The following is a 24,328-nucleotide window of genomic DNA, read 5'->3' on the forward strand; positions in this document are numbered from 1 at the left end:
CGTGGTGATGGCCATCCCGGAAGTGAAGTACTTTGGCGAGGCATGTCACGTTTGGCTGATATTGAAGTTGCTTACGAACTTTACACCACTTAGCCTTCAGCTCAATTGGCCGTACAACTACGGTGCTCTTGAAATTTGTGGGTAAAGATTAGCTTTATTAAGGGGGACTTTTCTGGCAGGTTGCTTAACTTAATGACATTGGGTTACAAACCGGAACCCGCGAATGTAGTTTCCCGTGCCATTACGTTCCCAAACAGACACTTCACTATGTTCAGTACAAGGTTTGAGAACGAGTTGTGCTTCGGTAGTTTAATAGATTACGCTGAATAGTTACCAATAAGTTGAGGTAAACAACCCCCTTGCTTCCTTATTAATGGGAAATGCTGTACAGTTGGCAGTCGGCAAATTACAGACGGCAGTCTGTAGAAATTATTATAAAAACCACAGCTTATTGAGAAGTTACAAAACAATTTTTATGCCGTTTTCGTATAGGTAAACATTGAAGTTCGTTGAAAGGGATTAAAATGTATAAATCAGTAAAACTGCACAAATGCCAGGCAGCATATATTGCTGTACTATTTTCTTCCATACTGTTTTTTCAAAACCTTGCCGTAGCGGCATGGTCGACCAGTCCTCTTGAGAATACGGCAATTTGTACTGCCAAGGGACAACAAAGCGCAATCCAGGCGATAGGTGACGGCGTAGGCGGCGCTATTATAGTATGGGAAGATACCCGTAATGTTCACTTTGATATTTTTGCACAGCGAATTGATGCAAAGGGAAATGTGCTGTGGCAGAAAAATGGCGTGCCTGTGTGCCTGGCAGAAGAAAACCAGAGGCAGCCGAAAATTATCAGCGACGGAGCAGGCGGCGTTATTATTACATGGCACGATTTGCGCCGCGGGATTAGTGACAGTGATATTTATGCGCAAAGGATTGATGCAAGCGGAAGTCCCCTGTGGAAAGTGGATGGGATAACGGTATGTGATGAAATTAATGAGCAAGACAGCCCGTGCATCGTTACGGACGGAGCAGGCGGCGCTATTATCATATGGCAGGATACCAGGACAAATTATGATGATTTGTATGCACAGAGAATCAATCACAATGGAGAGGTATTGTGGAAAGAGAATGGCGTTCCTGTTTGTCTGGTATATGGGTCCCAAAGCGCGCCCGTTGCCGTAGAAGATGGCCACGGTGGCGCTGTTATCGTGTGGCAGGATTTCAGAAAAACATTCGCCGATCTCTATGCCCAGCGAATCGATAGCAGCGGCAGTATTTTGTGGGACAAAGCAGGCGTTACCGTATGCGGTGCGCGGGGACACGAGAGCTATCCCGTTATCACTGGCAACGGCGCGGAAGGCGCAATCATTGCCTGGATGGATATGCGAAATGACAATACCGATATTTTTGCACAACAATTGGATGGAAATGGCGACATCATATGGGAGACGGACGGCATTCCCATTTCAATCGCACAGGAAAAACAGGATTATCCGGTGATTGCAACGGATGGAGCAGGGGGCGCGATTATTGCATGGTGGGATTTACGCAGCGGAAAATATGATATTTACGCTCAACGCGTTGACCTTGAAGGAAATTCCTTGTGGAAGGACGACGGATTGCCTGTATGTATTGAAGCCGGCATTCAGAATTATGTAGCAATCGCCGGGGATGGCGCAGGCGGCGCTATTTTATCCTGGAACGATAATCGATCTTCATCATTTGATATCTATGCACAAAGAATTGATTCCGGCGGCAATTCCCTTTGGAACAATAACGGTACGCTGGTGAGCGCTGCAGAGGATACACAATGTTATTCAGCTATTGTGGGTGACGGAAATGGCGGCGCAATTATTGTGTGGCAAGACGAACGTAATACGGATAAGAGTTATTGGGATATCTATGTCCAGAAAATTAACGCGGCAGGATTATTGGGGACTCAATAACTTTTTGGCAAATTGTGGTAGTTGGTAGTTGTGGAATTGTCCCGGTAAAAAATTTGAAGATTTCCATTTTTTGAAAAAGTAGGGGGAGAAGCATTTGTCAGTTCGGGCACGAACTCATTTATGACAATTTATAGCAAATGCTTCACCCCTATACTGTGAAACTACCAGCCAACAGCCTTTTGCCCATTGTATCTGCCAAACATATCCTGCAATTTGTAAAAAATATCCTTTATGGCAGCCATATTATTCATGGCATACAGGTTCCATGAATATTGGAATTGTTCTATAGGCCGTAAAAAATCTTCGGCGTCTTCTTCCGCTACCTTGTTTACCGCCGCGTGCTCCAGCCTTAAAGTAGGAATGCGCTCCTCATTTTTACTAATAAGTTCAGCGGGGATGATACCATTCCATTCTCTGGAAAAACCTTCTACGATATAGGCCTCCCCATATTTATCAAACAATTGATACCATACATGCGCAAAGGCGGTCAGATTATTCTTATCTATTACCCATCCCCATACGATTTCCCCGTCAATCTCTAATTTTTCCAATTGTGAAAAGAAGAGAAATACAGAGTCCTCGCAATCGCCTTGTTTCCGTTGTGCGGTTTCTATGGGTGTTTGCCAATAATCTGTTTTTGGGGGGTCGGCGTGATATTCCAAAGCAAATGCTATTTCTTTGTACGCTTCGTATATTTGTTCTCCATTAACAAATGTATTCGCGCACCATTCCCGGTAAAGCAAACTTTCCGGCAGGATGCAATCTTTGTTTTCACCATTCAAGGGAAATGTATTTATCTGCCACGTATCATGTACAGGTTTATACCCTTTTCCCTCTAAAAACAAATCCGCATACGAAATATCAGCAAATACCCCTGCGCAAAAAGAAGTCGCTATCACCAGGGAAGCAATCATTGAACCGATGAAATACTTCATACTATTCACCTCCTCATATACAATTTTGGAGAATGCACACAGCCCTTTAATTTCTACTTTAACGAAAGTGTTTAAAAATTATTCCTTTAGCCATCGTGCGGCATCTTTTGCCCAGTAGGTAAGAATAATGTCCGCACCCGCCCGTTTGATTGCGGTGAGTATTTCAAGCGCAACACGTTTTTCGTCAATCCATCCTTTTTCTGCCGCAGCCTTAACAATGGAAAATTCTCCGCTGACATTATATGCTGCGATAGGATAATTAAAGTTTTCTTTCAGATTGCGGATAATATCCAAATAGGCCAGCGCTGGTTTTACCATAACGATGTCCGCTCCTTCCTCAATGTCCAAAGAAACCTCCCGCAACGCTTCCACCGCATTGTGCGAGTCCATCTGATACGATGAGCGGTCTCCCATTTCCGGAGTAGATTCTGCCGCCTCCCGGAAAGGGCCGTAAAATCCTGAAGCATATTTTGCGGAGTATGCCATAATCGGTATCTGGCGGAACCCTTCCCGGTCAAGCGCTTCTCTTATCGTGCCGATGCGGCCATCCATCATATCGCTAGGCGCTATGATATCCGCCCCCGCATTTGCGTGTGAAACCGCCTCTTTTGCCAGGAGTTCCAGTGTCTTATCATTGTCGATCTCAAAGTGTCCTGTATGTTCATCCGCCTTGAGGAATCCACAGTGTCCATGGCTAGTGTACTCGCACATGCAAACATCCGTAAGTACCAGTATATCTCTTGCCTCTTTTTTTATTGCCGTAATTGCTTTCTGTATGATGCCGGCATCAGAATATGCGTCAGAGCCCAGTTCGTCTTTCACTTCAGGGATGCCAAAGAGGATTATGCCGGGAATCCCTATTGCTTCCAATTCCTTTACCTCTTCCGTAAGAATATCGACAGACATCTGGTAGTTACCGGGCATAGAGGGTATCGGTTGTTTAATGCCCTTGCCCGGCCTTACAAAAAGCGGCATAATTAAATCATCCACAGAGAGATGCGTTTCCCGCACCAGCCTTCTTATATTTTCATTCTGACGTAATCTTCGCAATCTTTGTTTCGGGAAGCTCATTTTTTCGTTCCTTATAAATTTTTTGTAAAAGTATAAAAATATTATAGTAAATACCATCATAAAAAAAAATTAAAAAGTTACTCATTCACCGCATGTTAGTTTACAGGAATTTTAGATTTTAGATTAATTCAAAATCCATAATTTAAAATTTTATCACGCCAAATTACCGCTAAATTTCTAAAATCAGTCTGACCTGGATATTTGCGCGGCGCCCGGAACTGTCGCCAAACGTGATAGGAATTCTTTGATGAGGCAAGAGCACGCGAGCCAGAATTAAAACATGAGCCATGTCTTCCGTTGCAAAGAACGCAAGAAAGGGGTTCTGAACGTACGGTAGTGTTGACCCTGTCAGGATTGTTTTGCCATGACCCCATGAACGGTTACAAAAAACGGGGTGCGCGGGAGAACGGCGAATTTCTTACAAAAGCAACCCCTGTGACCCGGGATTTACTGAAATTCTGAATAGAAATGCTATCTGCCAAGTTCAGAGGCCGCATTTTCATCTAAGAACCAGTGTAATTCGCCATGCACGGGTTTTACCATTTGTGCCGGCAAGGGCGCTGGCGCCGATTCTTCCAGAATAATTTTTTTTACTGCAGCGGCCTTGTTTTTCCCTGTTATCAGAAAAATAATGCAATGGGCGTTATTAATTACCGGCAAGGTTAGCGTAATTCGTTCCGGCGGTGGTTTGGGGGCGTCAAATACAGGGGCTACCCAGCGGTTTTTTTCTTTCAGAAGGGGATGGTTTGGGAATAGCGAAGCGGTATGCCCGTCCTCTCCCATGCCAAGCAATAAAAGGTCAAAACGGGGCAACTCTTCGCCTTTTATATGAAAAACCTCCTGCAGTTTTAATTGATACAGGGCTGCCATTTCTGTCGGTCCCACAGAGGTATTGGGCGTATAAATCCTGGAAGACGGAATATCAACATGATTGAAAAGATGCTTACAGGCTAAATAATAGTTGCTTTCCGGATTAACCTGTGGTACACAGCGTTCATCCGCCCAGAAAACATGCCAGGCTTTCCAGTTGATTTCAGAAAAGACCGGTTCTGAGGTCAATGCGGGAAACAGCAATTCGGGCATAGAGCCTCCGGACAAAGCCACAAGAAAGCGATTTCGTTCAGAGACCGCTTTTTTTGCACATTGGACGATATACCCGGCCATTATTTTTATAAGATCTGTGGCAGGTAAGATATGGTAATTCATGTTCAGTTGTGAAATAGTTATCGTTTAGGGTTAAATACAGGGGTTCCACTTGCGGTCATCAGCCTTTATAAATTCATCTGCCTTGCTGGGACCACAAGTCCCCAATTCATAAAACGCCAAAGGAGGGGCATATTCGCTTTCCCATCCCTGGATGATTGGGTCTATTATTTTCCATGCCAATTCAATCTCATCACTCCTTGTAAAAAGGGAGGCATCCCCCTGTAAGGCATCGAGAATAAGCCTTTCGTACGCATCGGGCAGGATGTTTTCACCAAAATCCTGTTCGTACAGGAAGTCCATGCTTACCGTGCGGGTTTTCATCCCGGCGCCAGGCAACTTCGTTTCAAAGCCCAAACGCATTCCTTCATTTGGCTGCAGGCATAACACTAATTTATTTGGAGGCAATTGTTCTCCGGGCGGTAAAGGAAACATTAAATGGGGCACATGCCGGAATTGAATTGAAATTTCAGTGACCTTGCTGTTAAGCGCCTTACCGGAACGCAGATAAAAAGGCACGTTTCGCCAACGCCAATTATCAATAAACAGTTTTAAAACAGCAAAGGTTGCCGTTTCCGTCCCCCGCGCGACGCCCTTTTCATCCCGATATGTCCGGTATTGTGCGCGAACGGTATATTTAGCTACCTCTTCCGGCTTAATGGGGCGAACCGCTTTAAGTACTTTTACCTTTTCGTCACGCAGAGAGGTGGCGTTAAACCCAGCCGGCGGCTCCATTGCGGTGAGTGTAAGCAACTGCAGCAGATGATTCTGAAACATGTCGCGCAATATGCCTGCAGTATCGTAATATCCCGCCCTGTTCCCCAGCCCCACCTCTTCCGATACGGTAATTTGGACGTGGTCTATATAGTTTCGGCTCCAGAGCGGTTCGAAGATTGCGTTGCCAAAACGAAATACCAATAAATTTTGCACGGTTTCCTTGCCAAGGTAATGGTCAATGCGATACACCTGGCTTTCATCAAAGACCTGATGTACATGGTTGTTCAAATCAATGGCGGAAGCAAGATCTCTCCCGAATGGTTTTTCAATAATGATACGGCGCCAATATTCATCCGATTGTTGCGCCATTCCAGCCTCGCCCAGCTTGCTCACTATTACAGGGTAAAGGATTGGTGGCGTAGAAAGATAAAAAAGGCAATTGGCGCCTATGTCCTGTTTTTTACCTAAATCAACCAAAAGCCTGTTTAAGGTTTTGTAATCTTCCAGATTGTCGTAATCCGCCCGGTGGTAAATTAATTTTTTCTCAAATTTAGACCACTTGCAAATTCGGTCTTTACTGTGGCGGGAGTAAATTTCAATGCTTTCCGCTAGTTTTTTGCGAAAACCTTCGCTATCCATTTCAGTGCGGGCTACACCAACAACCGCAAGCTTCTCAGGCAACAGCCCGTCACAATCCAGCCGAAAGAGGGAAGGGATCAATTTCCGCTCGGTTAAATCGCCTGAAGCGCCAAAAATTACAATTGTTGCTGGGTTGGGGATTTTTCTTAAAACATCTTTGTTCAATTTACAGGCGTCAACAGACGCAATAGGTTTTTTTCCCATTTGTTATTTTTCCTTCCAGTTTGCATGAAACACGCCGGATGTATCAATACGCTCAAATGTGTGGGCGCCAAAATAGTCGCGTTGCGCCTGTATAAGATTTGCGGGTAAAAACCCGGAACGATACGCATCGAAGTAGGCAAGTGAAGCGCTCAGTGCCGCTGCCGGTATGCCCAGTTCAAATGCGGTTTTTACGGCGAAACGCCATGAAGCCTGCCTGCTTTGTACGGCATGTTTAAATCCGGCGTCCAATAATAAATTCGGCAAATCGGGGCGGCTCCGGTATGCGCGTGTTATATCATCAAGCAGCTTTGCGCGAATAATGCATCCGGCGCGCCAAATACTGGCAATTTCTCCTAAATCCATATTGTACCCATATTCCTCCGAAGCCCTTTTCAGAAGATTCATACCTTGGGCATAGGAGCAAATTTTGGATGCATAAAGGGCATCCCTAACCGCAGCGATGATTTTTCCCCTCTCATCGGCATAGTTATTTTTTGGGCCGGAAAGGATTTTAGACGCCTCCTGGCGTTCTTTTTTCATGGAAGAAAGAATACGCGCATCCACTGCCGCAGTAATTGTGGGAACGGGCGCCCCTATATCAATCGCATTCTGGCTTGTCCATTTTCCAGTGCCCTTCTGTCCGGCTTTATCCAGGATCATTTCCAACAGAGGGCGCCCGGTTTTGTCGTCTGATTTAGTAAAAATAAACGCCGTAATTTCAATAAGGAACGAAGAAAGCTCTCCATTATTCCATTCAGTGAAAATTTCATGAAATTCTTCCGGGGCAGGATTTATGGTTGATTTCAGCAAGGCATAGCTTTCCGCTATAAGCTGCATATCGGCGTATTCTATGCCATTGTGCACCATTTTAACGTAATGACCAGCACCGCCATGCCCAATATACGCAACGCAGGGCAGCCCATCTTCCGGAGCCTTTGCCGCAATTGCGGACATCAATGGCTCAATCAGGGCGTATGCCTCTTTTGTACCACCTGGCATAAGGCTGGGCCCGAAACGCGCCCCTTCTTCTCCGCCGGAAACACCCATTCCAATATAGCGAAGTTTATTTGACTCCAGCTCCTTTGTCCTTCTTTCCGTATCGGAGAAATACGAATTTCCCCCATCGATAATGATATCCCCTTCATCCAGCCATGGTTTTAATTCGGCAATAACGGCATCAACCGCTCCGCCTGCTTTCACCATAATTTGGATTATGCGTGGACGCTCAAGACTTGCAACGAATTCTTTTGGTGAATACGTCGCGGTAATCTTCTTGTTTTTTGCCTCGCCCGACATAAATTCATGAGTCCTCTCCGCAGTACGGTTGTAAACTGAAACGCTAAAACCGTGATCCGCAACGTTAAGAACCAGATTTTGCCCCATTACTGCGAGGCCAATAAGACCAAAGCTGTTTTTCTGCATGATAACCTCCACTTATGCCACTTTGTGGCATTACTCAGAAGAAAACTCCAAATTTCAAAAAAGTGTAACTATTCAGCGCAATCTATTAAACTACCGAAATCGGTATTCCGGCGCGGGTTCAGGTTGCGAACCTGGACCCGCCATGAGTCGTGTAATGTTTAAGCTGAGAAACCAAAAACGCAACCATTTGTAACAATTATCGGATTTCATTATTTATAGTTTATAAACTGCATTGCAAAGTCATTGTCCAGGTCTTTAAGTTCCTTCATAACCATCTGGAGATCGTCAATCTTTTGCCCTGAAACACGTACCTGATCTTCTTGTATTTTTGCCTGAACCTTGAGTTTTAAATTTTTTATAACTTTAACGATCTCCTTTGCATTGTCAGTGGGTATTCCCGTTTGCAATGTAATCGTCTGCCGTTTCGTTCCCCCAACGGCATCTTCCGTTTTGCCAAAGGTGAGTGCCTTTAGCGGGATATTTCTTTTCGCCATTTTTTCCTTTAAAATTTCCGTCAGTGCTGACAATTTATAATCATCCTCGGCAAACAGTATAATGGTGTCATCTTTATTTAATGTAATCGAGGACTTGCTTCCTTTGAAATCATATCTTACGGCTATTTGTTTTTGCGCCTGGTCGATAGCGTTTTTTATCTCATGCATTTCGACCTTGCATACTATGTCAAATGAATGCGTTTCAGCCATAATTATCTCTCCTTACATTACATGATATAATAATCATAAATTTTAACATTTGTAACACTTTGGTTTTTTTTGAAAAAACCGTCTTTTCGTGAACCCCATGCTTCAGCATGGGGTTCACGAAAAGACAATTAATACCCCAATTGTCTTATTTCCTCTTCCGAAAATCCGACGTAATGGGCGACTTCGTGACGGACTACTTTTTTAATCCTTTGTTTAATCTCTTCTTCCGAACGGCAGACAGATTCTATATTTTTCTGGAAAAGAGTAATCTTTTCCGGTAATGTGCCCGAATGCCAGACACTTTTTTTGTTCAGGGGAATACCCTGAAAAACTCCGAGAAGCATCCTGTTTGGCTTTAACTTCAGTTTTTCAAGTATATAGGTACTGGGTCTGTCTTCCACAACGATAGAAACATTTTCCAGGCGGGTTTTTATGTTTTGCGGCAATTCCTTTATTGCATCCAGCGCCAGTTGTTCGAAATGTGTTAAGCCCTTGTCGTGCGGCTTTTCATTTACTACCTTGCCAAAAAAATATTCTTCCGCATCGACTATTTTATATTTGATAATAAACACCTTGCCAACAAAAAAGAGCAGTCCGCCCACCATAGATAATACAACCCATATATTCCAGCCATGCATCATCATAACACTGCCCAATGCCCCCAAAAGCGAAGCAATGGCAAAGAACCCAAGCAATGCAGAGAACCCTCTGGTATCCGTCTCGCATACTTCATCAAATACCAACGGAGATATCTGCTTACTGCAGCGAGAGCATTGTAGTGTGCTGCCTTTACAAAATTCTTCCATATGGTGCGTTTTACCACAATGAAAACATTTAAGTGGGATATCGTCTTTTACCATAAGATATAATATAAAACAAACAGAGCGTTTAACCACGAAACACGAAGGGCACGAAGAAAAATTTACAAAAAAGAAGAGATTTTCCCAAGGGAATACTATATTGCCCTCCAAAATCTTACACAGAGTACCCCACAAAAACCACTTAAATTATGGTTAAAAGCATTTATTTCCCCAAAACCTAATTTGCTGGATAGACATTTCAATGTTTTTACTTAAACAATGCACAAACCCACCTCTTAATCCTCTCCCGAGAAGGAGCTTATCAAATTCCCGTCTTGGGAGGGGTAGGGGCGGGTAAAAATGAATGCCGTTGAGTTTTCGTCTTTTAAAAACCCAACCTAATTTGATTGACTATAAAAGAAAAAGCATCCACAATAGTATATCGTTTTCTCCTGCCAGACATATAGCGGCACGCAGAATATTAATATGAACGTGTATTTTGATATGATTTGAGCAAATCAATTTAACAATCAATTTGTTTTTTACAAAAAATGAGTTATTTTAAATCAAATCCCTATCGTATTATCCTCTTTGGCTTTATTTTTATTATCATAATCGGCACCTTCCTTTTAGCCCATCCTGTCTCTTCGACTTCAGGCGAACCGCAATCAGTGACAGACGCTTTTTTTGCCGCTACCTCAGCAATTTCCACCACCGGTTTGAGCGTTGTAGATATAGGGAAGTTTTATACAATATTTGGCCAGGTGATAATCCTTATGCTTTTCCAAATTGGCGGGTTGGGGTATATGATCTTTATTGTTTTGATAATGTATGGGCTTGGCATTCGATTATCTTTAAGCGGCAGAGTAGTTTTAGAAGAATCCTTTAGTTCGCATCCTTATGAAGATATTTTACGGTTTAGTAAAATTATTTGCCTCATTGCCTTTGTATTTGAATTTTCCGGCGCTGTATTTCTGACCCTCTTTTGGATGAAGGAATTTCCCTTAAAAGAGGCGGTGTATTTGGGCATATTTCATTCTATTTCAGCATTTTGCACTGCCGGTTTTAGTTTATTTCCGGATAATTTTTGTACATATGGTAACAGCATTTATTTTAACTTTGTCATCAACGGCTTATGTATTGCCGGCAGTATTGGGTTTCCGGTGATCTATGATATTTATCAAACATTTTTTGTGAAATCGCCGGAAGATGAAATGCTGCGGAAGATTTCAGTTCATACGAGGCTGGTAATGGTTATGATGCCGCTTCTCATATTTTCCGGGTGGATTTTGATTTTTCTTTTTGAATGGCATTCCCCGTTTCCTACTTTTAAAGACAGGGTGTTGACGACATTGTTTCAGACAATTTCCACTTCTACCACAACTGGGTTCAATACGGTAAATATCGGCACGATGAAAATCTCGTCATTGACTATGATGCTTCTGCTGATGTACATAGGCGCACCTGCCGGAGGCACCGGGGGAGGCGTTAAATCTACCACCTTTGGCGTCCTGATTGCGTCTATTTTTTCGGTTGTTTCGATGGAAGAAGAACCCATATTGTTTAATAAACGTATATCGGCAAAAATCAGGGCAAAGGCATTTGCTATCTGTACCCTGGCACTGCTCGTGATTATTACGGATATATTAATTCTCTCTGCCACTGAAAAGGCAGCATATATTGATATTGTGTATGAAACCTTTTCTGCCTTTGGCACTGTAGGGCTTTCCACAGGAATTACTCCTTCACTAAGCGTCGCCGGCAAGTTCATTATTTGCGCCACAATGCTGATTGGGAGGATAGGCCCGCTCGTCATAGGCTATTCCGTTTGGAGCAGGAAAAAAACAGTTTCCATTAAATACCCGCAAGGAATTTTTATGGTGGGTTAGTAAATAATAATTTTAAAGGAGTAATAAAGGCATGAGACAATTTGCGGTAATTGGATTGGGAAGGTTTGGCTTCAAGGTGGCAGAAGTATTGGCGAAAAAAGGAGCATCGGTAATTGCGATTGACCGGCGGCAGGATTTAATAGAAAAAATAAGCGATTTTGTTACCAAGGCAATTCAGATAGATAGCGCCAATGAAGAGGCGCTTATAGCCAGCGGCATTAAGGAGGTAGATGTGGCTATAATCAGTATTGGCGAAAATATTGAATCGAGCATCCTCACCACGGCACTGGTCAAAAATATTGGCATAAATGAGATCATTTCCCGTGCGTGTACCTCGCTTCACGCACAGATATTAAAAATGGTAGGTGCCACACGCGTAATATTCCCCGAAGAAGATATGGGTGTTCGCGTGGCAAACAGTGTTTTGTCTCCGGGCATATTGGAATACATGGAACTGGGCGCAGATTATACCCTTGCAGAAATTGAAGCGAAAAAAGAGTGGATTGGCAGCACGATAAACGTATGGGATGTAAAGAATAACTTTGGGGTTAACGTTGTGATTATAAAGAGGAAGATTGTTGAAACTGTGGAAAAGGCAGAAGAGGCAAAAGAGACAGAAGAGGCAAAAGAAAAAGAAATAAAAGTACTGCCCACCGCCAATTATAAAATTGAAGAAGGCGATGTTTTTATTATTTTAGGCGATAAGAAAGATATCGAGAGATTTGAGAAAAAATGGAAATAATGACAGGTTTTTCTTCTCAGTCCATACAATTTTACTATCCTTTTACAGTATTCCACGATAAAAAAATCTTTTTTTATAAGCTTTTCGTATCCTCTCGAAATTTCATGGTAAAAGATTGGCAAAGAACCACGGATTCCCATAAAAGTAACAAAAGATTATGTTGAGAAATGAACGATAACATGCTATTTTCTTACCATAAACATACTCAAGGGGTCCACAAAGTGTGATTTCAAAAATGCTATAACTATTTATGTCAACAAAAGTTAAATCTAGTTTTAGAAATCCCTGTTTGTGAACTCTTACAGTATAATCTCTTTCTATTCATCACCACACCCTAACATGGACAAGCGGAAACCAAACAAGCATGATAACGATAAAACAAAATTTTTTATAGGAACAATTGGATTTTAATCTGGATACCAACAAACAATAACCGTGAACTTTTTAATAAATAATAAATATATTCCAAAACGCCTGCAGGAGAAAATATATACCTATCTTCGCGGGCTGGTTAAATTACGCAGTTCGTCAAGAGCGATCTCCCTTGGCGTTGCCATCGGGATATTTGTTGCCGTGACGCCAACTATCGGACTACAAATTTTTATCGCCGCTTTTCTCTCGTCGATCTGCAATGCCAACCGGCCTGCGGCTATTATCTTTGTATGGACAACAAATCCAATAACCTTTCCTTTTGTCTATGGGTTTACCTACTGGGTGGGCAACCTTTTCTGGAGCGGCCCTCCGCTCTTTAAAGTCAAAGAAATTTTAATGAAAACTGACCATGCATTGGATAAAGGGGAAGTATGGCATTTCTATGACCGGTTAAAAACAATCCTGGCTCTCTGGAGAAATATTTTCATCCCCCTCACAATCGGTGGAATAATTGTGGGCGCTGTTGCAGGGGGTATTGCCTACTTAATTACATTGCGGGTGATTCTGTATTGTAAAAAGCATTTCAGGCACACCCACCACGAAGATACATGAATTTCTGCCGGTTCAATATGAAGGACGGCATATCGTTTCAGCGAGCGGAATCCGCCCTGGAACATTTTCTCAAAAAGTTAAACTGTTGCCTTGTTTTTAAATTTTCAAGCCAAATGAGAAAGGGAATAAAAGAATGAATATAACCTTTATCGGTGCGGCAAGAATGGTTACCGGCTCTTGTTTTTACATCCAAACGAAAGAGGCAAATCTGCTCATTGACTGCGGTTTTTTCCAGGGGTCAAAAGAAAATGAAGAACAGAACGCCAACTCTTTTTCCTTCGACCCCTCCGGGATACACTATCTTTTGTTGACGCATGCCCACCTTGATCATTCGGGACTCATTCCAAAACTGGTGAAAGATGGTTTTAAAGGGAAAATACTTGCCACAAACGCAACGGTTGAATTGTGCCGTATCATGCTTATGGACTCAGCTTATATACAGGAACGTGACGCAGAATGGGACAATAAGAAACGGGGCTGGGCTGGGAAGCCTTTATTAACACCCTTATACACTGCCGATGAAGCCGCCGACAGCCTTGATTATTTTCAGGGAATAGAGTATGGCACAATAGAGGAAATCGGGAACGGGATAAAGGTGAGATTTCAGGATGCAGGGCATATTTTGGGGTCTGCGATTGTTGAGTTGTGGGTAAACGAAGATGCCTCCGGAGAAAAAAAGCTCGTTTTTTCAGGCGATCTCGGGCAAAAAAATATACCTGTTGTAAATGACCCAACTCCCATAGAGGAAGGGGACTATGTATTTATAGAATCCACTTACGCCAATCGGAGACACAAGGGCATAAACGAGACAACCGAAGAATTAAGACAAGCGGTAACAGAGTCATTGGAAAGGGGGGGGAATATAATTATCCCCGCCTTTGCCGTTGGACGAACACAAAACATCCTCTATCTTTTAAAAAAACTATCGATAGGGGGGAAATTAGACCATCTCCGGGTCTTTGTTGACAGCCCAATGGCAATACGCGCCACCAGGGTTACATTAAATCATCCTGAGTGCCTTGATGATGAAACCCTTGAACTTATCAGGGAAGGGAAATTTTCCGGGAATAATCTCACGTTAAAATTTACGGAGGCCGTGGAAGAATCCATGGAATTAAACAAGATAAAAAGCGGTGCGATTATCATTTCCGCCAGCGGGATGTGTAATGAAGGCAGAATTCGCCATCATTTAAAACACAATTTGTGGCGCCCGGAATGCAGCGTTATCTTTGTGGGATTCCAGGCATATGGCACGCTGGGAAGAAGGATAGTAGAAGGCGCCACTATGGTAAAACTCTTTGGTGAGGAAATTGCCGTAAAAGCGAAGATTTATACGATTGGAGGTCTTTCTGCGCACGCTGACCAGGAAGGTCTTATGGACTGGCTCAATAAATTCAAAAGAAAGCCCAGACGTATTTTCGTGATACACGGCGAGGAAGAAACGGCACTCGGCTTTGTTGATGCCATTAAGAAACAGATGAACACCGACACTTGTGCACCGCTTCGCATGGAAGTTATTACCATCTAAAACTATGCCGTCACAGTTACATACACTTCCATGGTTTTTCCAGGTTGAGACAGGTTTTAAACCTGCCCCCTGCCGAATTACCACGTTTTATCAGGAAAAGGAGGATCGTTTCATGACCAGATTGTTTAAAAGCAGATCGAAAAAAACAGGTTTGCCCCCGGGATCTCTTATTCATATTGGCGAGAAGAAATTGGCGAAGGTAAAAATAACTGCCACGGAATACAGTGGGACAAGCTGCCTTGAAAGGGAAATACCGGACATCAAAGAATGCTTTCCGCTGAAAAACGACCAAATGACAACGTGGATCAATATCTGCGGCATTCATAGTATTGAAAACATTGAGAATATTGGAAAACTTGCAAATATACACCCGTTATTGTTGGAAGACATAATGAACACAGACCATCGTCCAAAAATGGAAGATTTTGAAGACTATATCTTCATCGTTCTGAAAACGCTTACTTTTAACGGCGACGATAAACGGATTGAAGCAGAGCAAATAAGTTTAATCCTGGGCCAAAATTATGTTATTTCCTTTCAGGAAAAGGAAAGCAATGTTTTCAATCCCGTCAGAGACCGGATTAAAAATGGCAAGGGACGCATAAAGAAAATGAGCGCAGATTATCTGGCTTATGCGCTCCTTGATGCTATTGTAGACGGTTATTTCGTTGTGTTGGAAAAGATGGGGGAATACATCGAGGACATAGAAGAAGAATTAATTACAACGCCTTCCATGGAAACCCTTCGAAAGATTCATAACGTTAAGCGCGAGATATTGTTTCTGCGGAAATCCATCTGGCCGCTGCGGGAGGTAATTAATACGATGGACAAGGGCGAACTACCCCTTATACGAAGCTCTACCTACGTTTATCTGCGAGATGTGTACGATCACACCATACATATTATCGATACCATTGAAACGTTTCGCGACATGGCGACAGGAATGCTTGATATTTATCTTTCAAGCGTGAGTAACAAGCTGAACGAAGTTGTGAAGGTATTAACCATTATCGCAACAATATTCATGCCGCTCACTTTTATTGCAGGTGTTTACGGAATGAATTTTAAATATCTTCCCGAAGCAGAATGGCGCTGGGGATATTTTGCCGTTTTAATGGCAATGGGTATCATCGGGACGACTATGGTTGTGTATTTCCGGAAAAAACGATGGATATAAATTATGGCTGCTGTTTGTTTCCAAACAAACCATGTGCCGGGCCGGCCGAAGCATCTGTTTGGGAACGAGCCGTGTATCGTTTACGCGGAATAGTTACTATATTTTCTACTTATCCGTTCTGAGTTCTTTCAAATAGCTTTCCATCTGGTAAAGATATTTTTCCGAGGCAGCCAGTGATTTTGTTCTTTCTTCATCTGTTGCTGCGCTTTTTGCCTGCAGGCTGTTTACTTTTGCCCGTATATTGGCACGATAACTTTTATAATAAATAAAAAGATCACGTTCTTTTTCCGATTTCATAGCGGGGAAAAAATCATTATAATATTCAAGAAATAAGTCTGACAAATCCTTTCGGCCAAATGCATCCAAATCCATACATAGGAAAGCCACTTCATTTAATACATCAATTTGACGAAAATCGTCATTGAACTCAATACAATCGAACGGCACCGGATCAGGTAATAAGAAAATATTCCTCGAATGTAAATCCCCATGGCAATCCTTGCAGAAGCCCTCTCTAAGCCGGTAGGCTATCAACGCCTTATTCTTATCCATAAACTTATCAGAAAATTTGATAGCATTGGCGATGATAACGCCGAATGTGCTGCCCAGTTGTTCCGTTATAAATTTCTTTTCTGCTGCCAGGTCATTGAATTTTTTTCCGATATCCGATAAATCCTTTTCATAAATAATCGTTGTGTTTTTATGAAATGAAGCTATTTTCTCTGCCAGCTTTTTGATATCTGATTCGGTTACCAAATGCTGCGTCAGCAATTTATCCATTTGTTTTTCTGTGTCCAGTCTATTCATTTTTACTGCGTAATCTATTATGGTTCCCTCCTTCCCACCGATAATAATTTTATCCTGCGATTTGCGTACAGGCAACACTTCGAGATAAACATTGAGGGTTAGCCTTTTATTTAATTCTATCTCCCTGTGGCAATAATAATTGCGACGCTCAAGGGTGGAAAAATCAAGAAAGGAATATTGTACCGGCTTTTTAATTTTATATACGAATTGATCGCATAAAATCACCCATGATATATGGGTTTCAATTAATTCCCTTTGGCTGGTTTCTTCCGGGAATTCGCCCCCGGACAACAGGTCATTGATTTGCTTTGTTGTCATTTTTAATTTTCAAATATTCAGAAGTCTTTCGCAACATTTCATCTATATTGTCATCAGTTGACTTCAATATCAAATGAGGCTCGTTTAATGGTTCATTTTGCCGGCGAATGTGTTTATAAACCTCAAAATCCGCTTCACTGTATGGCCTGGGCTTTTTTAATCTTTCTCTTATTATATTTTCATCCGCCTGAACCTCTATAAAGAAAATATTGCCCTTTCCCTTCATTTCCTCAACAAACATTTTCCTTGTATCTTTTCTATGAAAAGTGGCATCCAGTACTAAATTATTTTTTTGTTGTATCGCTTGCTCCATCTGTTGAAGCATTTTATCATATACCGCCCTTTTCTCCTGTTCAGAATAAACGCTTTCTTTAAAAAGTTCTTTCCTCACTTTATCACTGCTCACATATCCGGCGTTGATCATTTTTGCAAGCCTGGAAGCAAAATAACTTTTACCTGAACCCGGTAAACCGAAAACAATTATAATCATCATTGTTTGACCTGATTTTTGTTATTTAAAATTAAATGATAGGTTTCGAAAATTTGATCCGGCTTTGTTACTATCGTTTTCCTGCTGACAGTGTCAGATAGATATTCAATTGAGTAAATATTTCAGTTTTCTCAGGTTAAGAATAAGAATACTTCCATCGTCTTTTATATCAATAAGCTTTTCATTTCTAAAATCGCTGAGGGTTTTTATAAGAGATTCATTTGCTGTACCCGTTCGGTTTTGGCAGTGAGGAAAATGAACGGTGTATTTTTTATTCCATCATTTTTATGAACGGCATGCAGTACCCCGTAGCCCTCCGGCACAGGCATCATAATATCGCAAATGTCAGATCAGGCGAATGCTCGAGTGCTTTTCCAATACCGGTTTTCATTCCCTGAATTCAATTATAATTAAATGAAAAAAATAACCTTTAATCATAGGCTACCTGACCACTGATTTCAATCAGCGACATCCTTTATTACCTGATCAGCGTTTACCTTTGCAGTGGTTTTCCATGGGATATTGGATTATAACAAGGGTGGATTATTTATCCGGCCCCCTTTTTTAATTTAATTACTATAATACAACAACTGATTTTCAGAAAGCGCTATCAAGCAAGATATCGAAAAATTTAAATCAGGAATTGAAAAATGAAGTATGAAAAGTCAGAAATAAAAAAGTTGAAAAAAGTAATCAAACGACCCTTTAAGTCAATACGCAGTGCTGAAATGAGTGAACGAGCAATAATCAAATTGCGCGATGCTTCCCGAAAAGATACATATTCAGTATATGCTATGATGGAAAGTTCCGCCACAGGAATTTCAAATGAAGAGGCGGATGATCGCATTTTAAAATTTGGTTTGAACGAGGTTGGCTACGATAAAGCGCCATCATGGCTTAAACAATTAATAAAAGCATTTATAAATCCATTCATTTTTATCCTTCTATCAATCATCATAATTTCTTTTGTGATTGATGTGGGGCTGGCAGCGCCTGGTGAGCAGGATTATAAAACGGTAGCAGTTGTTTCTGTTATGGTTATTTTTAGCGTGCTACTTAGTTTTTTCCAGGAGTTTAAAAGTAACCGTGCGGCCGAACAGTTAAAGCGCATGATAAAAACAACGGCAACAGTACTTCGTCAATCAATCGGTAAAGGCGAAATACTAATGACACATTTAGTACCTGGTGATGTCGTTTATTTATCCGCCGGAGATATGATCCCGGCAGATTGCCGCATCGTGCAAAGCACCGATTTATTTGTAAGTGAATCTATGCTCACAGGCGAATCACTTCCAGTAGAAAAAATGTATTTGCCAATTGGTGATGTGGATAATAGCCAACCTATTGAGCTTGGTAACCTATGCTTTATGGGTACAAACGTAGTGAGCGGATCAGCAAAAGCAGTAGTAATTACTACAGGTGCCAACACCTATTTTGGCAGTATCAGCAAGGGTATTGTTGGCGACAGACCGGAAACTAATTTCGATAAAGGGATTAATAAAGTGAGTCGCCTGCTCATTCGCTTTATGCTCATCATGGTACCCATTATTTTTCTGATAAATGGTTTAGTGAAAGGGGATTGGAGGGATGCCTTACTCTTTGCCATTGCAGTAGCAGTAGGATTAACACCTGAAATGTTACCTGTGATCGTTACTTCAAACTTAGCCAAAGGTGCAGTAAGCATGAGCAAACACAAGGTGATAGTAAAGCGATTAAATGCTATTCAAAACATTGGTGCAATGGATATGCTTTGTACCGATAAAACGGGTACATTGACTTTGGATAAAATTGTGCTGGAAAATCATTTAAATGTTTTTGGTGAGGAAGATGATGAAGTTTTGAAATGGGCTTATCTGAACAGTTACCATCAAACAGGCTTAAAAAACTTATTGGACAAAGCGGTGCTGGAACATGTAGAGGTAAAAGACTACTTAAGAGTAGAAGAGCATTTCACCAAGGTTGATGAAATTCCCTTTGACTTTCAACGCAGAAGAATGAGCGTTATATTAAAACAAAAAAACGGCAAACATTTACTCATTTGTAAAGGCGCCGTGGAAGAAATGCTGGATCTATGTACGCATAGTTTTGACCCTGGAGAAAATCGCCAATTGCATATTGGGCGGGATAAAGTGGTTTTGATGGATGATTTTATGCGAGGAAGAGTTTTAGAAACTTCCACAAGATCAAATGAAAAAGGGCTTCGCGTCTTGTTGCTTGCTATCCGTGAATTTGAGGGAGACCGGCCTTTGACCTATTCCGTTGCAGATGAAAGTAATCTTACACTAACAGGATTTATAGGTTTTCTTGATCCGGCTAAACCATCCGCAAAACCAAGTATTGAGGCACTACATAAATTGAATATCGAAGTAAAAGTATTGACAGGTGATAACGAAATTGTTACCAAAAAGATTTGTAAAGATGTTGGCATCCCAATTCAAAATATCATGTTGGGTAATGAGTTGGAGTTGATCTCTGATGAAGAACTAACTGATCGGATAGACGAGATTTCCATATTTGCCAAATTGAGTCCTTTGCAAAAAGTAAGAGTAGTACAAGCGTTAAGGGCAAAAGGTCATACCGTTGGGTTCCTGGGAGATGGTATCAATGATGCGGCTGGTTTAAAAGAAGCAGATGTAGGTATTACGGTGGATACTGCCGTTGATATTGCAAAAGAAAGTTCAGATATTATTTTATTGGAAAAAGATTTAATGGTTCTGAGGGATGGAGTAATTTATGGTCGCAGAACTTTTGGGAATATTATTAAATACATCAAAATGGCCACCAGCGGTAATTTCGGGAATGTATTCAGTATTTTAGGAGCCAGTGCATTTTTACCCTTCTTACCCATGTTGCCCATTCAATTATTGGTACAAAACCTTTTATATGATATTTCACAAACTTCCATTCCATGGGATAACGTGGATAAAGATTTCCTGGAAATGCCGAAGAAATGGGATCCATCCGGGATTCAAAGATTTATGGTTCACATCGGCCCTATCAGTTCCATTTTCGATTACATCCTTTTTGCAGTAATGTTTTTTGTGTTTAAGGCGAACAGCCCTGAGCATCAAAGTTTATTTCAAACAGGCTGGTTTGTGGAAGGTCTGCTTTCTCAAACATTAATTGTACACATGATCCGGACCAAAAAAATTCCATTTATTCAAAGTTGGGCTTCTGCTCCGGTGATTGCATTAACCTATTTAATTATGATGACCGGAATTGCGATTCCATTCACACCTTTAGCAGAAGTTTTTTTTCTGCAGCCGCTTCCTTTTTCTTATTTCCCTTGGTTGATCGGTATTTTGGCCGGATATTGCTTCCTTACCCAATACATCAAAAATTGGTATATCAGAAGATTTAATCAGTGGCTTTAAAGTTTTAGGGGGGGAATTATGGATGAAAATACCGGATGCATTAATTTAATAAATAGAAAAATTGTTCGGGTGTGAGCTTTAAAGACTAATATTCTTCTTGAATTCCATACCAAAAATTTCAGAGGGTTCTCTTTCGGATGAGCAAAAAAAACGGTTGCTTGAAATAGCTGATAAATATCCCGTTCACAAAACAATGCTCAGCAAAACACAAATCATCACCACACCCATGAAATAGTTTACATAAAAGTCAGTTGAAAATAAGGAAAACAAAGTTCCGGCATCTTCTTCTTCTTCAACTTCTATAACAATATCAATGTCCCTGGTCATTCTAGGATTTGTATAAAAATTAGCTGCTATCGAACCGGTAATCATGTAAGGTATACGGGCAGGCTCTAATCTTTTTACAACTATTTTCAAAAACCCTGATCTCGTTAATCAAGAAAAATCCTTTTAATAATTAAATACTTAATTTGTAAACCAACATCTGCAATAATAATTGTGTACAGATTGGGTTGTGTCTTTGATATCTGTTCTTCATCTGATTTAACGGAATCTACATTTGATGCTGATAGTCTAATCTTTTGTAACACTTTGGTATAATGCCAAAGATTCTGTTATAATAATATTGTGATAATAAAATATTTGCATTGGGCAAAGTTTTCCTCAAGGATTGTGCTTAGGTTTATAAATAGAAAGTCTTTCGTTGTTGAAAAACGGAATAATAATCCGTATAAAAAATTTCTTATTCACGAGGTTCTCTATGAAAAAAATACATTTAGTATGGTCTTTTTTCTGTGTTATGTATGTTAGCCTTGCCATAGCAGCACATGCTGAAGAAAAAATAATACAGGGGAAAGAAGAAATCGAAAAGAGCATTTGTGAATTAAATATAAAAGGGCAGATAGAAAAGGAATTTCATCTTTATGTTACAGACGGCTATCAGGAAATGGCAGATGGTGAAATGATATATTTCTGGGGATTCACGCATGCAAAAGATTTTGCCGATGTGGAAGAAATTAAAACGAAGGCGGAAAGAAATGCAAAATTATTACCACTCAAAGTGCCGGGTGATGAGATACGTTTAACATCAGGCAGGAATTATGTTGTTGTTTTGCATAATGCCGGATGGTATGAAACAGAAGAACACTCAGGCATTAATCATGTAGCTCACACTATACATTTTCACGGACTGGATTTAATTCCCGCCCTTGATGGTGTGCCGAATTTGCCGTATCCTTCTGTTTTTCCAGGAGAAATATACCGGTACTTATTAACCATTCCGGAAGATATCGAAGGTACGTATATGGGGCATTGTCATGTGGATTCCACAAACCATATTATGAGTGGAATGTATTTTCCCATCATAATAGAAAAAAAACCGAATGAAATTTATGGATATACATTTGACAGGGAATATACCCTTTTTATGAGTGAGTTAGATAGCGAATATATGGAGACGCTCAGGGAAGTAGGTGATATCAGAAGGGGTCTGGATTGGAATTCTAACTATTTTATGCTCAACGGAAGGATTTTTATGGATAACCTGACGCATCCGCTGTCGACCATAAATGACCCCAAAACAAGAATCGTTGCATATGATGGGGAAACTGTCTTGGTCAGATTATTGGCCTTAGGGTATGAACATATTTTTGCCTGGCATCCGCACGGTTTTCACGGTTTGGTAATCGGTACTGACGGCAGGAAATTTCCTTTTGCCTACGAAAAAGATACCTTACTTATTGGCTCTGGTGAAAGATATGATATTCTCTACAAAATCCCTGATTTTTCTTCAAAAAGAAAATGTCTGTCGTGTAATTATGGACCAGGGATCAGCATTGCTCACGACCACAATATGAAGGGTATGGTAAGCGGGGGGATTTATCCTCATGGGCCAATGACCATTTTTGATATTCGACCAAAAAAGATGACGCCATAAAATAAATAAGAGATTTTTCCCATGCGCTTTCTTATTATGTGTGCTGCGGTTAAAAAAAAAGAATAATTTCTTAGAACTTAAAAAACAGCTCATACGAAAGGAATTGTATGTCAATATCTATTAAGGTAAAAGAAGGAATCGCCGCTTCGTCCTGGATTGTGAATATCTTTGAGGATCGTTCTCAGGTTGTTTCTAAAGAGAAAGAAGTGTATGACTTTAGACTGGGAAACCCGAAGATAGAACCTCCTTTGGAGTTTGTTGAGGAATTGAAGAGGGTTGCAAATAATCCCTTTCCGGAGATGCATGGCTATTCAGCTTTGGCAGGACATGTTCAGGCGCGGGAGGCAATCGCTAAAACGCTGTCAAAAGAAAGAGGACTTCCTTTCACTGCGCAGCATGTAATTATGACCGCTGGTGGCGCCGGTGCATTAAATATTATTTTGAAAGCGATTTTGAATCCTGGCGATGAAGTCATTGTTTTGTCACCTCTCTATTTGGAATATCCCTATTACATAGATAACCACGGTGGGGTTTGTTGCGTGGCAGAAACAAACGCGGATTTTACCTTAAACATTGATGCTATAGCAGCAAAGACAACGCCCCGTACGAAGGCAATTATCATAAACTCGCCGAATAACCCATCCGGGATGATTTACTTTGATGAAAGTTTGAAATCTACCGCAAGGCTTCTGAACGAGAAAAACCGACAGTTTGGAAATGACATTTTTTTGATTTATGATGCGGCGTATCAGGACATCGTTTACGATGGCAATAAGCTTCCTGACATTTTTAACATCTATTCAAACACCATTTTTGCGGCCTCGTATTCCAAACCGCTTTCGATTCCGGGGGAAAGGATAGGGTATGCAGCCGTCCACCCTGCAATGAAAAATTCCAGGGAACTTATGGAGGCCTTGACATTTGCTAATCGCGTTCTTGGGTATCTGAGCGCCCCTGTCCTTATGCAACATGTCGTTACAAATCTTCAGGGTGTTTGTGTTGACAGGGCGGAATATCAGGGAAGAAGGGATATGTTTTGTAATGCGCTGCAGGATTTTGGTTATTCATTTACACGACCAATGGGTGCTTATTATATCTTTACAAAAACTCCCGGAGATGACCTTGTATTTACGCAAGAACTGGCTAAAGAAGGAATACTGGTGCTTCCGGGGAAGAGCTTTGGAAGAAGTGGATATATCAGAATCGCCTTCTGTGTTAAGAAAGAAACCATTAAAAAATCGCTCCCGGGGTTTAAAAAGGTTAAAGACTTTTACCGTCATTAAGACTGAAAAATTAAGGTATATTTTAATTCTAAAAGAAGAAAGGGGAAATCTATGAAAGTATCTGTCTATGACACACACGTAGTGAAGAAAAACGGGCTGACAATGCATTTTGATATTATCGTCCCTGATGATCAGACACATGAAAAGGTTCTTCAA

20 protein-coding genes are annotated in these 24,328 nt (G+C 41.1%); 10 read left to right on the top strand and 10 right to left on the bottom strand.

The window, feature by feature from the left end; translation table 11 throughout:
- Positions 1–524: 524 nt before the first annotated feature.
- Complete coding sequence (locus tag QZT26_RS09115) at positions 525–1,949, top strand: hypothetical protein (RefSeq protein WP_099325218.1); 1,425 nt, start codon at positions 525–527, stop codon at positions 1,947–1,949.
- A gap of 161 nt (positions 1,950–2,110) precedes the next feature.
- Here the strand turns inward: QZT26_RS09115 and QZT26_RS09120 are convergent, their stop codons facing one another.
- The 7 genes from QZT26_RS09120 to QZT26_RS09150 all read right to left on the bottom strand — a co-directional run bounded on the left by QZT26_RS09120 (position 2,111) and on the right by QZT26_RS09150 (position 9,587).
- Complete coding sequence (locus QZT26_RS09120) at positions 2,111–2,884, bottom strand: hypothetical protein (protein WP_099325219.1); 774 nt, start codon at positions 2,882–2,884, stop codon at positions 2,111–2,113.
- A gap of 78 nt (positions 2,885–2,962) precedes the next feature.
- Positions 2,963–3,955, bottom strand: coding sequence for a porphobilinogen synthase (gene hemB / locus QZT26_RS09125; protein WP_099327032.1), 993 nt, complete (start codon positions 3,953–3,955; stop codon positions 2,963–2,965).
- A 471-nt stretch (positions 3,956–4,426) separates the two neighbouring features.
- Positions 4,427–5,161 (bottom strand): 6-phosphogluconolactonase, encoded by a 735-nt coding sequence (gene pgl, locus QZT26_RS09130; RefSeq protein WP_099325220.1) that lies wholly within the window; start codon positions 5,159–5,161, stop codon positions 4,427–4,429.
- A gap of 30 nt (positions 5,162–5,191) precedes the next feature.
- Positions 5,192–6,718 (bottom strand): glucose-6-phosphate dehydrogenase, encoded by a 1,527-nt coding sequence (gene zwf, locus QZT26_RS09135; RefSeq protein ID WP_295101744.1) that lies wholly within the window; start codon positions 6,716–6,718, stop codon positions 5,192–5,194.
- A gap of 3 nt (positions 6,719–6,721) precedes the next feature.
- On the bottom strand, positions 6,722–8,140 hold the full coding sequence (gene gndA / locus QZT26_RS09140; protein WP_295101745.1) for an NADP-dependent phosphogluconate dehydrogenase: 1,419 nt from the start codon (positions 8,138–8,140) through the stop codon (positions 6,722–6,724).
- Between the two features lie 209 nt (positions 8,141–8,349).
- Entirely contained in the window at positions 8,350–8,844 is a 495-nt protein-coding gene (locus tag QZT26_RS09145) for a YajQ family cyclic di-GMP-binding protein (RefSeq protein WP_099325223.1), read from the bottom strand.
- Positions 8,845–8,972: 128 nt separating this feature from the next.
- Positions 8,973–9,587 carry a metallopeptidase family protein gene (locus QZT26_RS09150; RefSeq protein WP_169703039.1) on the bottom strand — a complete coding sequence of 205 codons (615 nt, stop codon included), beginning with the start codon at positions 9,585–9,587 and terminating at the stop codon, positions 8,973–8,975.
- A gap of 608 nt (positions 9,588–10,195) precedes the next feature.
- Between QZT26_RS09150 and QZT26_RS09155 the strand changes: the two genes are divergently transcribed.
- The 5 genes from QZT26_RS09155 to corA all read left to right on the top strand — a co-directional run bounded on the left by QZT26_RS09155 (position 10,196) and on the right by corA (position 15,964).
- Positions 10,196–11,533: a potassium transporter TrkG gene (locus QZT26_RS09155; protein WP_295101747.1), complete on the top strand. Its 1,338-nt coding sequence runs from the start codon at positions 10,196–10,198 to the stop codon at positions 11,531–11,533.
- Positions 11,534–11,564: 31 nt separating this feature from the next.
- On the top strand, positions 11,565–12,275 hold the full coding sequence (locus QZT26_RS09160) for a TrkA family potassium uptake protein (protein ID WP_099325226.1): 711 nt from the start codon (positions 11,565–11,567) through the stop codon (positions 12,273–12,275).
- 435 nt (positions 12,276–12,710) lie between these two features.
- On the top strand, positions 12,711–13,259 hold the full coding sequence (locus QZT26_RS09165; RefSeq protein ID WP_157820516.1) for a DUF2062 domain-containing protein: 549 nt from the start codon (positions 12,711–12,713) through the stop codon (positions 13,257–13,259).
- 133 nt (positions 13,260–13,392) lie between these two features.
- Positions 13,393–14,787: an MBL fold metallo-hydrolase gene (locus QZT26_RS09170; RefSeq protein ID WP_295101749.1), complete on the top strand. Its 1,395-nt coding sequence runs from the start codon at positions 13,393–13,395 to the stop codon at positions 14,785–14,787.
- A 112-nt stretch (positions 14,788–14,899) separates the two neighbouring features.
- The gene (corA, locus tag QZT26_RS09175; protein ID WP_295101750.1) at positions 14,900–15,964 is read left to right on the top strand and encodes a magnesium/cobalt transporter CorA; all 1,065 of its coding nucleotides are present in this window, start codon (positions 14,900–14,902) and stop codon (positions 15,962–15,964) included.
- A 105-nt stretch (positions 15,965–16,069) separates the two neighbouring features.
- On the opposite strand, the gene QZT26_RS09180 is transcribed toward corA, so the two are convergent.
- Together QZT26_RS09180 and QZT26_RS09185 are read right to left on the bottom strand one after the other, a co-directional pair.
- Positions 16,070–17,089, bottom strand: a complete 1,020-nt coding sequence (locus QZT26_RS09180) for a hypothetical protein (RefSeq protein WP_099325230.1) — start codon at positions 17,087–17,089, stop codon at positions 16,070–16,072.
- Positions 17,067–17,582, bottom strand: a complete 516-nt coding sequence (locus tag QZT26_RS09185; protein ID WP_197705157.1) for an ATP-binding protein — start codon at positions 17,580–17,582, stop codon at positions 17,067–17,069. Before QZT26_RS09185 ends, QZT26_RS09180 begins: the two co-directional genes overlap by 23 nt.
- Before the next feature lie 647 nt (positions 17,583–18,229).
- Here QZT26_RS09185 and mgtA point away from each other — a divergent pair.
- A complete protein-coding gene (mgtA, locus tag QZT26_RS09190) occupies positions 18,230–20,953 on the top strand; it encodes a magnesium-translocating P-type ATPase (protein ID WP_295101753.1) in 2,724 nt (907 codons plus the stop codon).
- 183 nt (positions 20,954–21,136) lie between these two features.
- On the opposite strand, the gene QZT26_RS09195 is transcribed toward mgtA, so the two are convergent.
- Positions 21,137–21,370 carry a hypothetical protein gene (locus tag QZT26_RS09195; protein ID WP_169703033.1) on the bottom strand — a complete coding sequence of 78 codons (234 nt, stop codon included), beginning with the start codon at positions 21,368–21,370 and terminating at the stop codon, positions 21,137–21,139.
- 343 nt (positions 21,371–21,713) lie between these two features.
- Here QZT26_RS09195 and QZT26_RS09200 point away from each other — a divergent pair, with 343 nt between their 5' ends.
- From QZT26_RS09200 to QZT26_RS09210, 3 genes are all read left to right on the top strand, one after another.
- Positions 21,714–22,889 carry a multicopper oxidase domain-containing protein gene (locus tag QZT26_RS09200; RefSeq protein ID WP_157820517.1) on the top strand — a complete coding sequence of 392 codons (1,176 nt, stop codon included), beginning with the start codon at positions 21,714–21,716 and terminating at the stop codon, positions 22,887–22,889.
- 107 nt (positions 22,890–22,996) lie between these two features.
- Positions 22,997–24,172, top strand: a complete 1,176-nt coding sequence (locus QZT26_RS09205; RefSeq protein WP_099325234.1) for a pyridoxal phosphate-dependent aminotransferase — start codon at positions 22,997–22,999, stop codon at positions 24,170–24,172.
- A 51-nt stretch (positions 24,173–24,223) separates the two neighbouring features.
- Positions 24,224–24,328 (top strand): DUF2024 family protein (locus QZT26_RS09210; RefSeq protein WP_295101757.1); only part of this gene is annotated, 105 nt, incomplete at its 3' end.

Origin of the sequence: uncultured Candidatus Kuenenia sp. (assembly GCF_900696675.1) — a bacterium.
Taxonomy (GTDB): Bacteria; Planctomycetota; Brocadiia; order Brocadiales; family Brocadiaceae; genus Kuenenia; species Kuenenia stuttgartiensis_A.

Coding starts and splice junctions, on each gene's coding strand:
- QZT26_RS09200 (WP_157820517.1), top strand. CDS start 21,714: ATGAAAAAAATACATTTAGTATGGTCTTTTTTCTGTGTTATGTATGTT.
- hemB (WP_099327032.1), bottom strand. CDS start 3,955: ATGAGCTTCCCGAAACAAAGATTGCGAAGATTACGTCAGAATGAAAAT.
- QZT26_RS09180 (WP_099325230.1), bottom strand. CDS start 17,089: ATGACAACAAAGCAAATCAATGACCTGTTGTCCGGGGGCGAATTCCCG.
- gndA (WP_295101745.1), bottom strand. CDS start 8,140: ATGCAGAAAAACAGCTTTGGTCTTATTGGCCTCGCAGTAATGGGGCAA.
- QZT26_RS09120 (WP_099325219.1), bottom strand. CDS start 2,884: ATGAAGTATTTCATCGGTTCAATGATTGCTTCCCTGGTGATAGCGACT.
- QZT26_RS09160 (WP_099325226.1), top strand. CDS start 11,565: ATGAGACAATTTGCGGTAATTGGATTGGGAAGGTTTGGCTTCAAGGTG.
- pgl (WP_099325220.1), bottom strand. CDS start 5,161: ATGAATTACCATATCTTACCTGCCACAGATCTTATAAAAATAATGGCC.
- mgtA (WP_295101753.1), top strand. CDS start 18,230: ATGAAGTATGAAAAGTCAGAAATAAAAAAGTTGAAAAAAGTAATCAAA.
- QZT26_RS09170 (WP_295101749.1), top strand. CDS start 13,393: ATGAATATAACCTTTATCGGTGCGGCAAGAATGGTTACCGGCTCTTGT.
- zwf (WP_295101744.1), bottom strand. CDS start 6,718: ATGGGAAAAAAACCTATTGCGTCTGTTGACGCCTGTAAATTGAACAAA.
- QZT26_RS09205 (WP_099325234.1), top strand. CDS start 22,997: ATGTCAATATCTATTAAGGTAAAAGAAGGAATCGCCGCTTCGTCCTGG.
- QZT26_RS09155 (WP_295101747.1), top strand. CDS start 10,196: ATGAGTTATTTTAAATCAAATCCCTATCGTATTATCCTCTTTGGCTTT.
- QZT26_RS09145 (WP_099325223.1), bottom strand. CDS start 8,844: ATGGCTGAAACGCATTCATTTGACATAGTATGCAAGGTCGAAATGCAT.
- corA (WP_295101750.1), top strand. CDS start 14,900: ATGACCAGATTGTTTAAAAGCAGATCGAAAAAAACAGGTTTGCCCCCG.
- QZT26_RS09115 (WP_099325218.1), top strand. CDS start 525: ATGTATAAATCAGTAAAACTGCACAAATGCCAGGCAGCATATATTGCT.
- QZT26_RS09185 (WP_197705157.1), bottom strand. CDS start 17,582: ATGATGATTATAATTGTTTTCGGTTTACCGGGTTCAGGTAAAAGTTAT.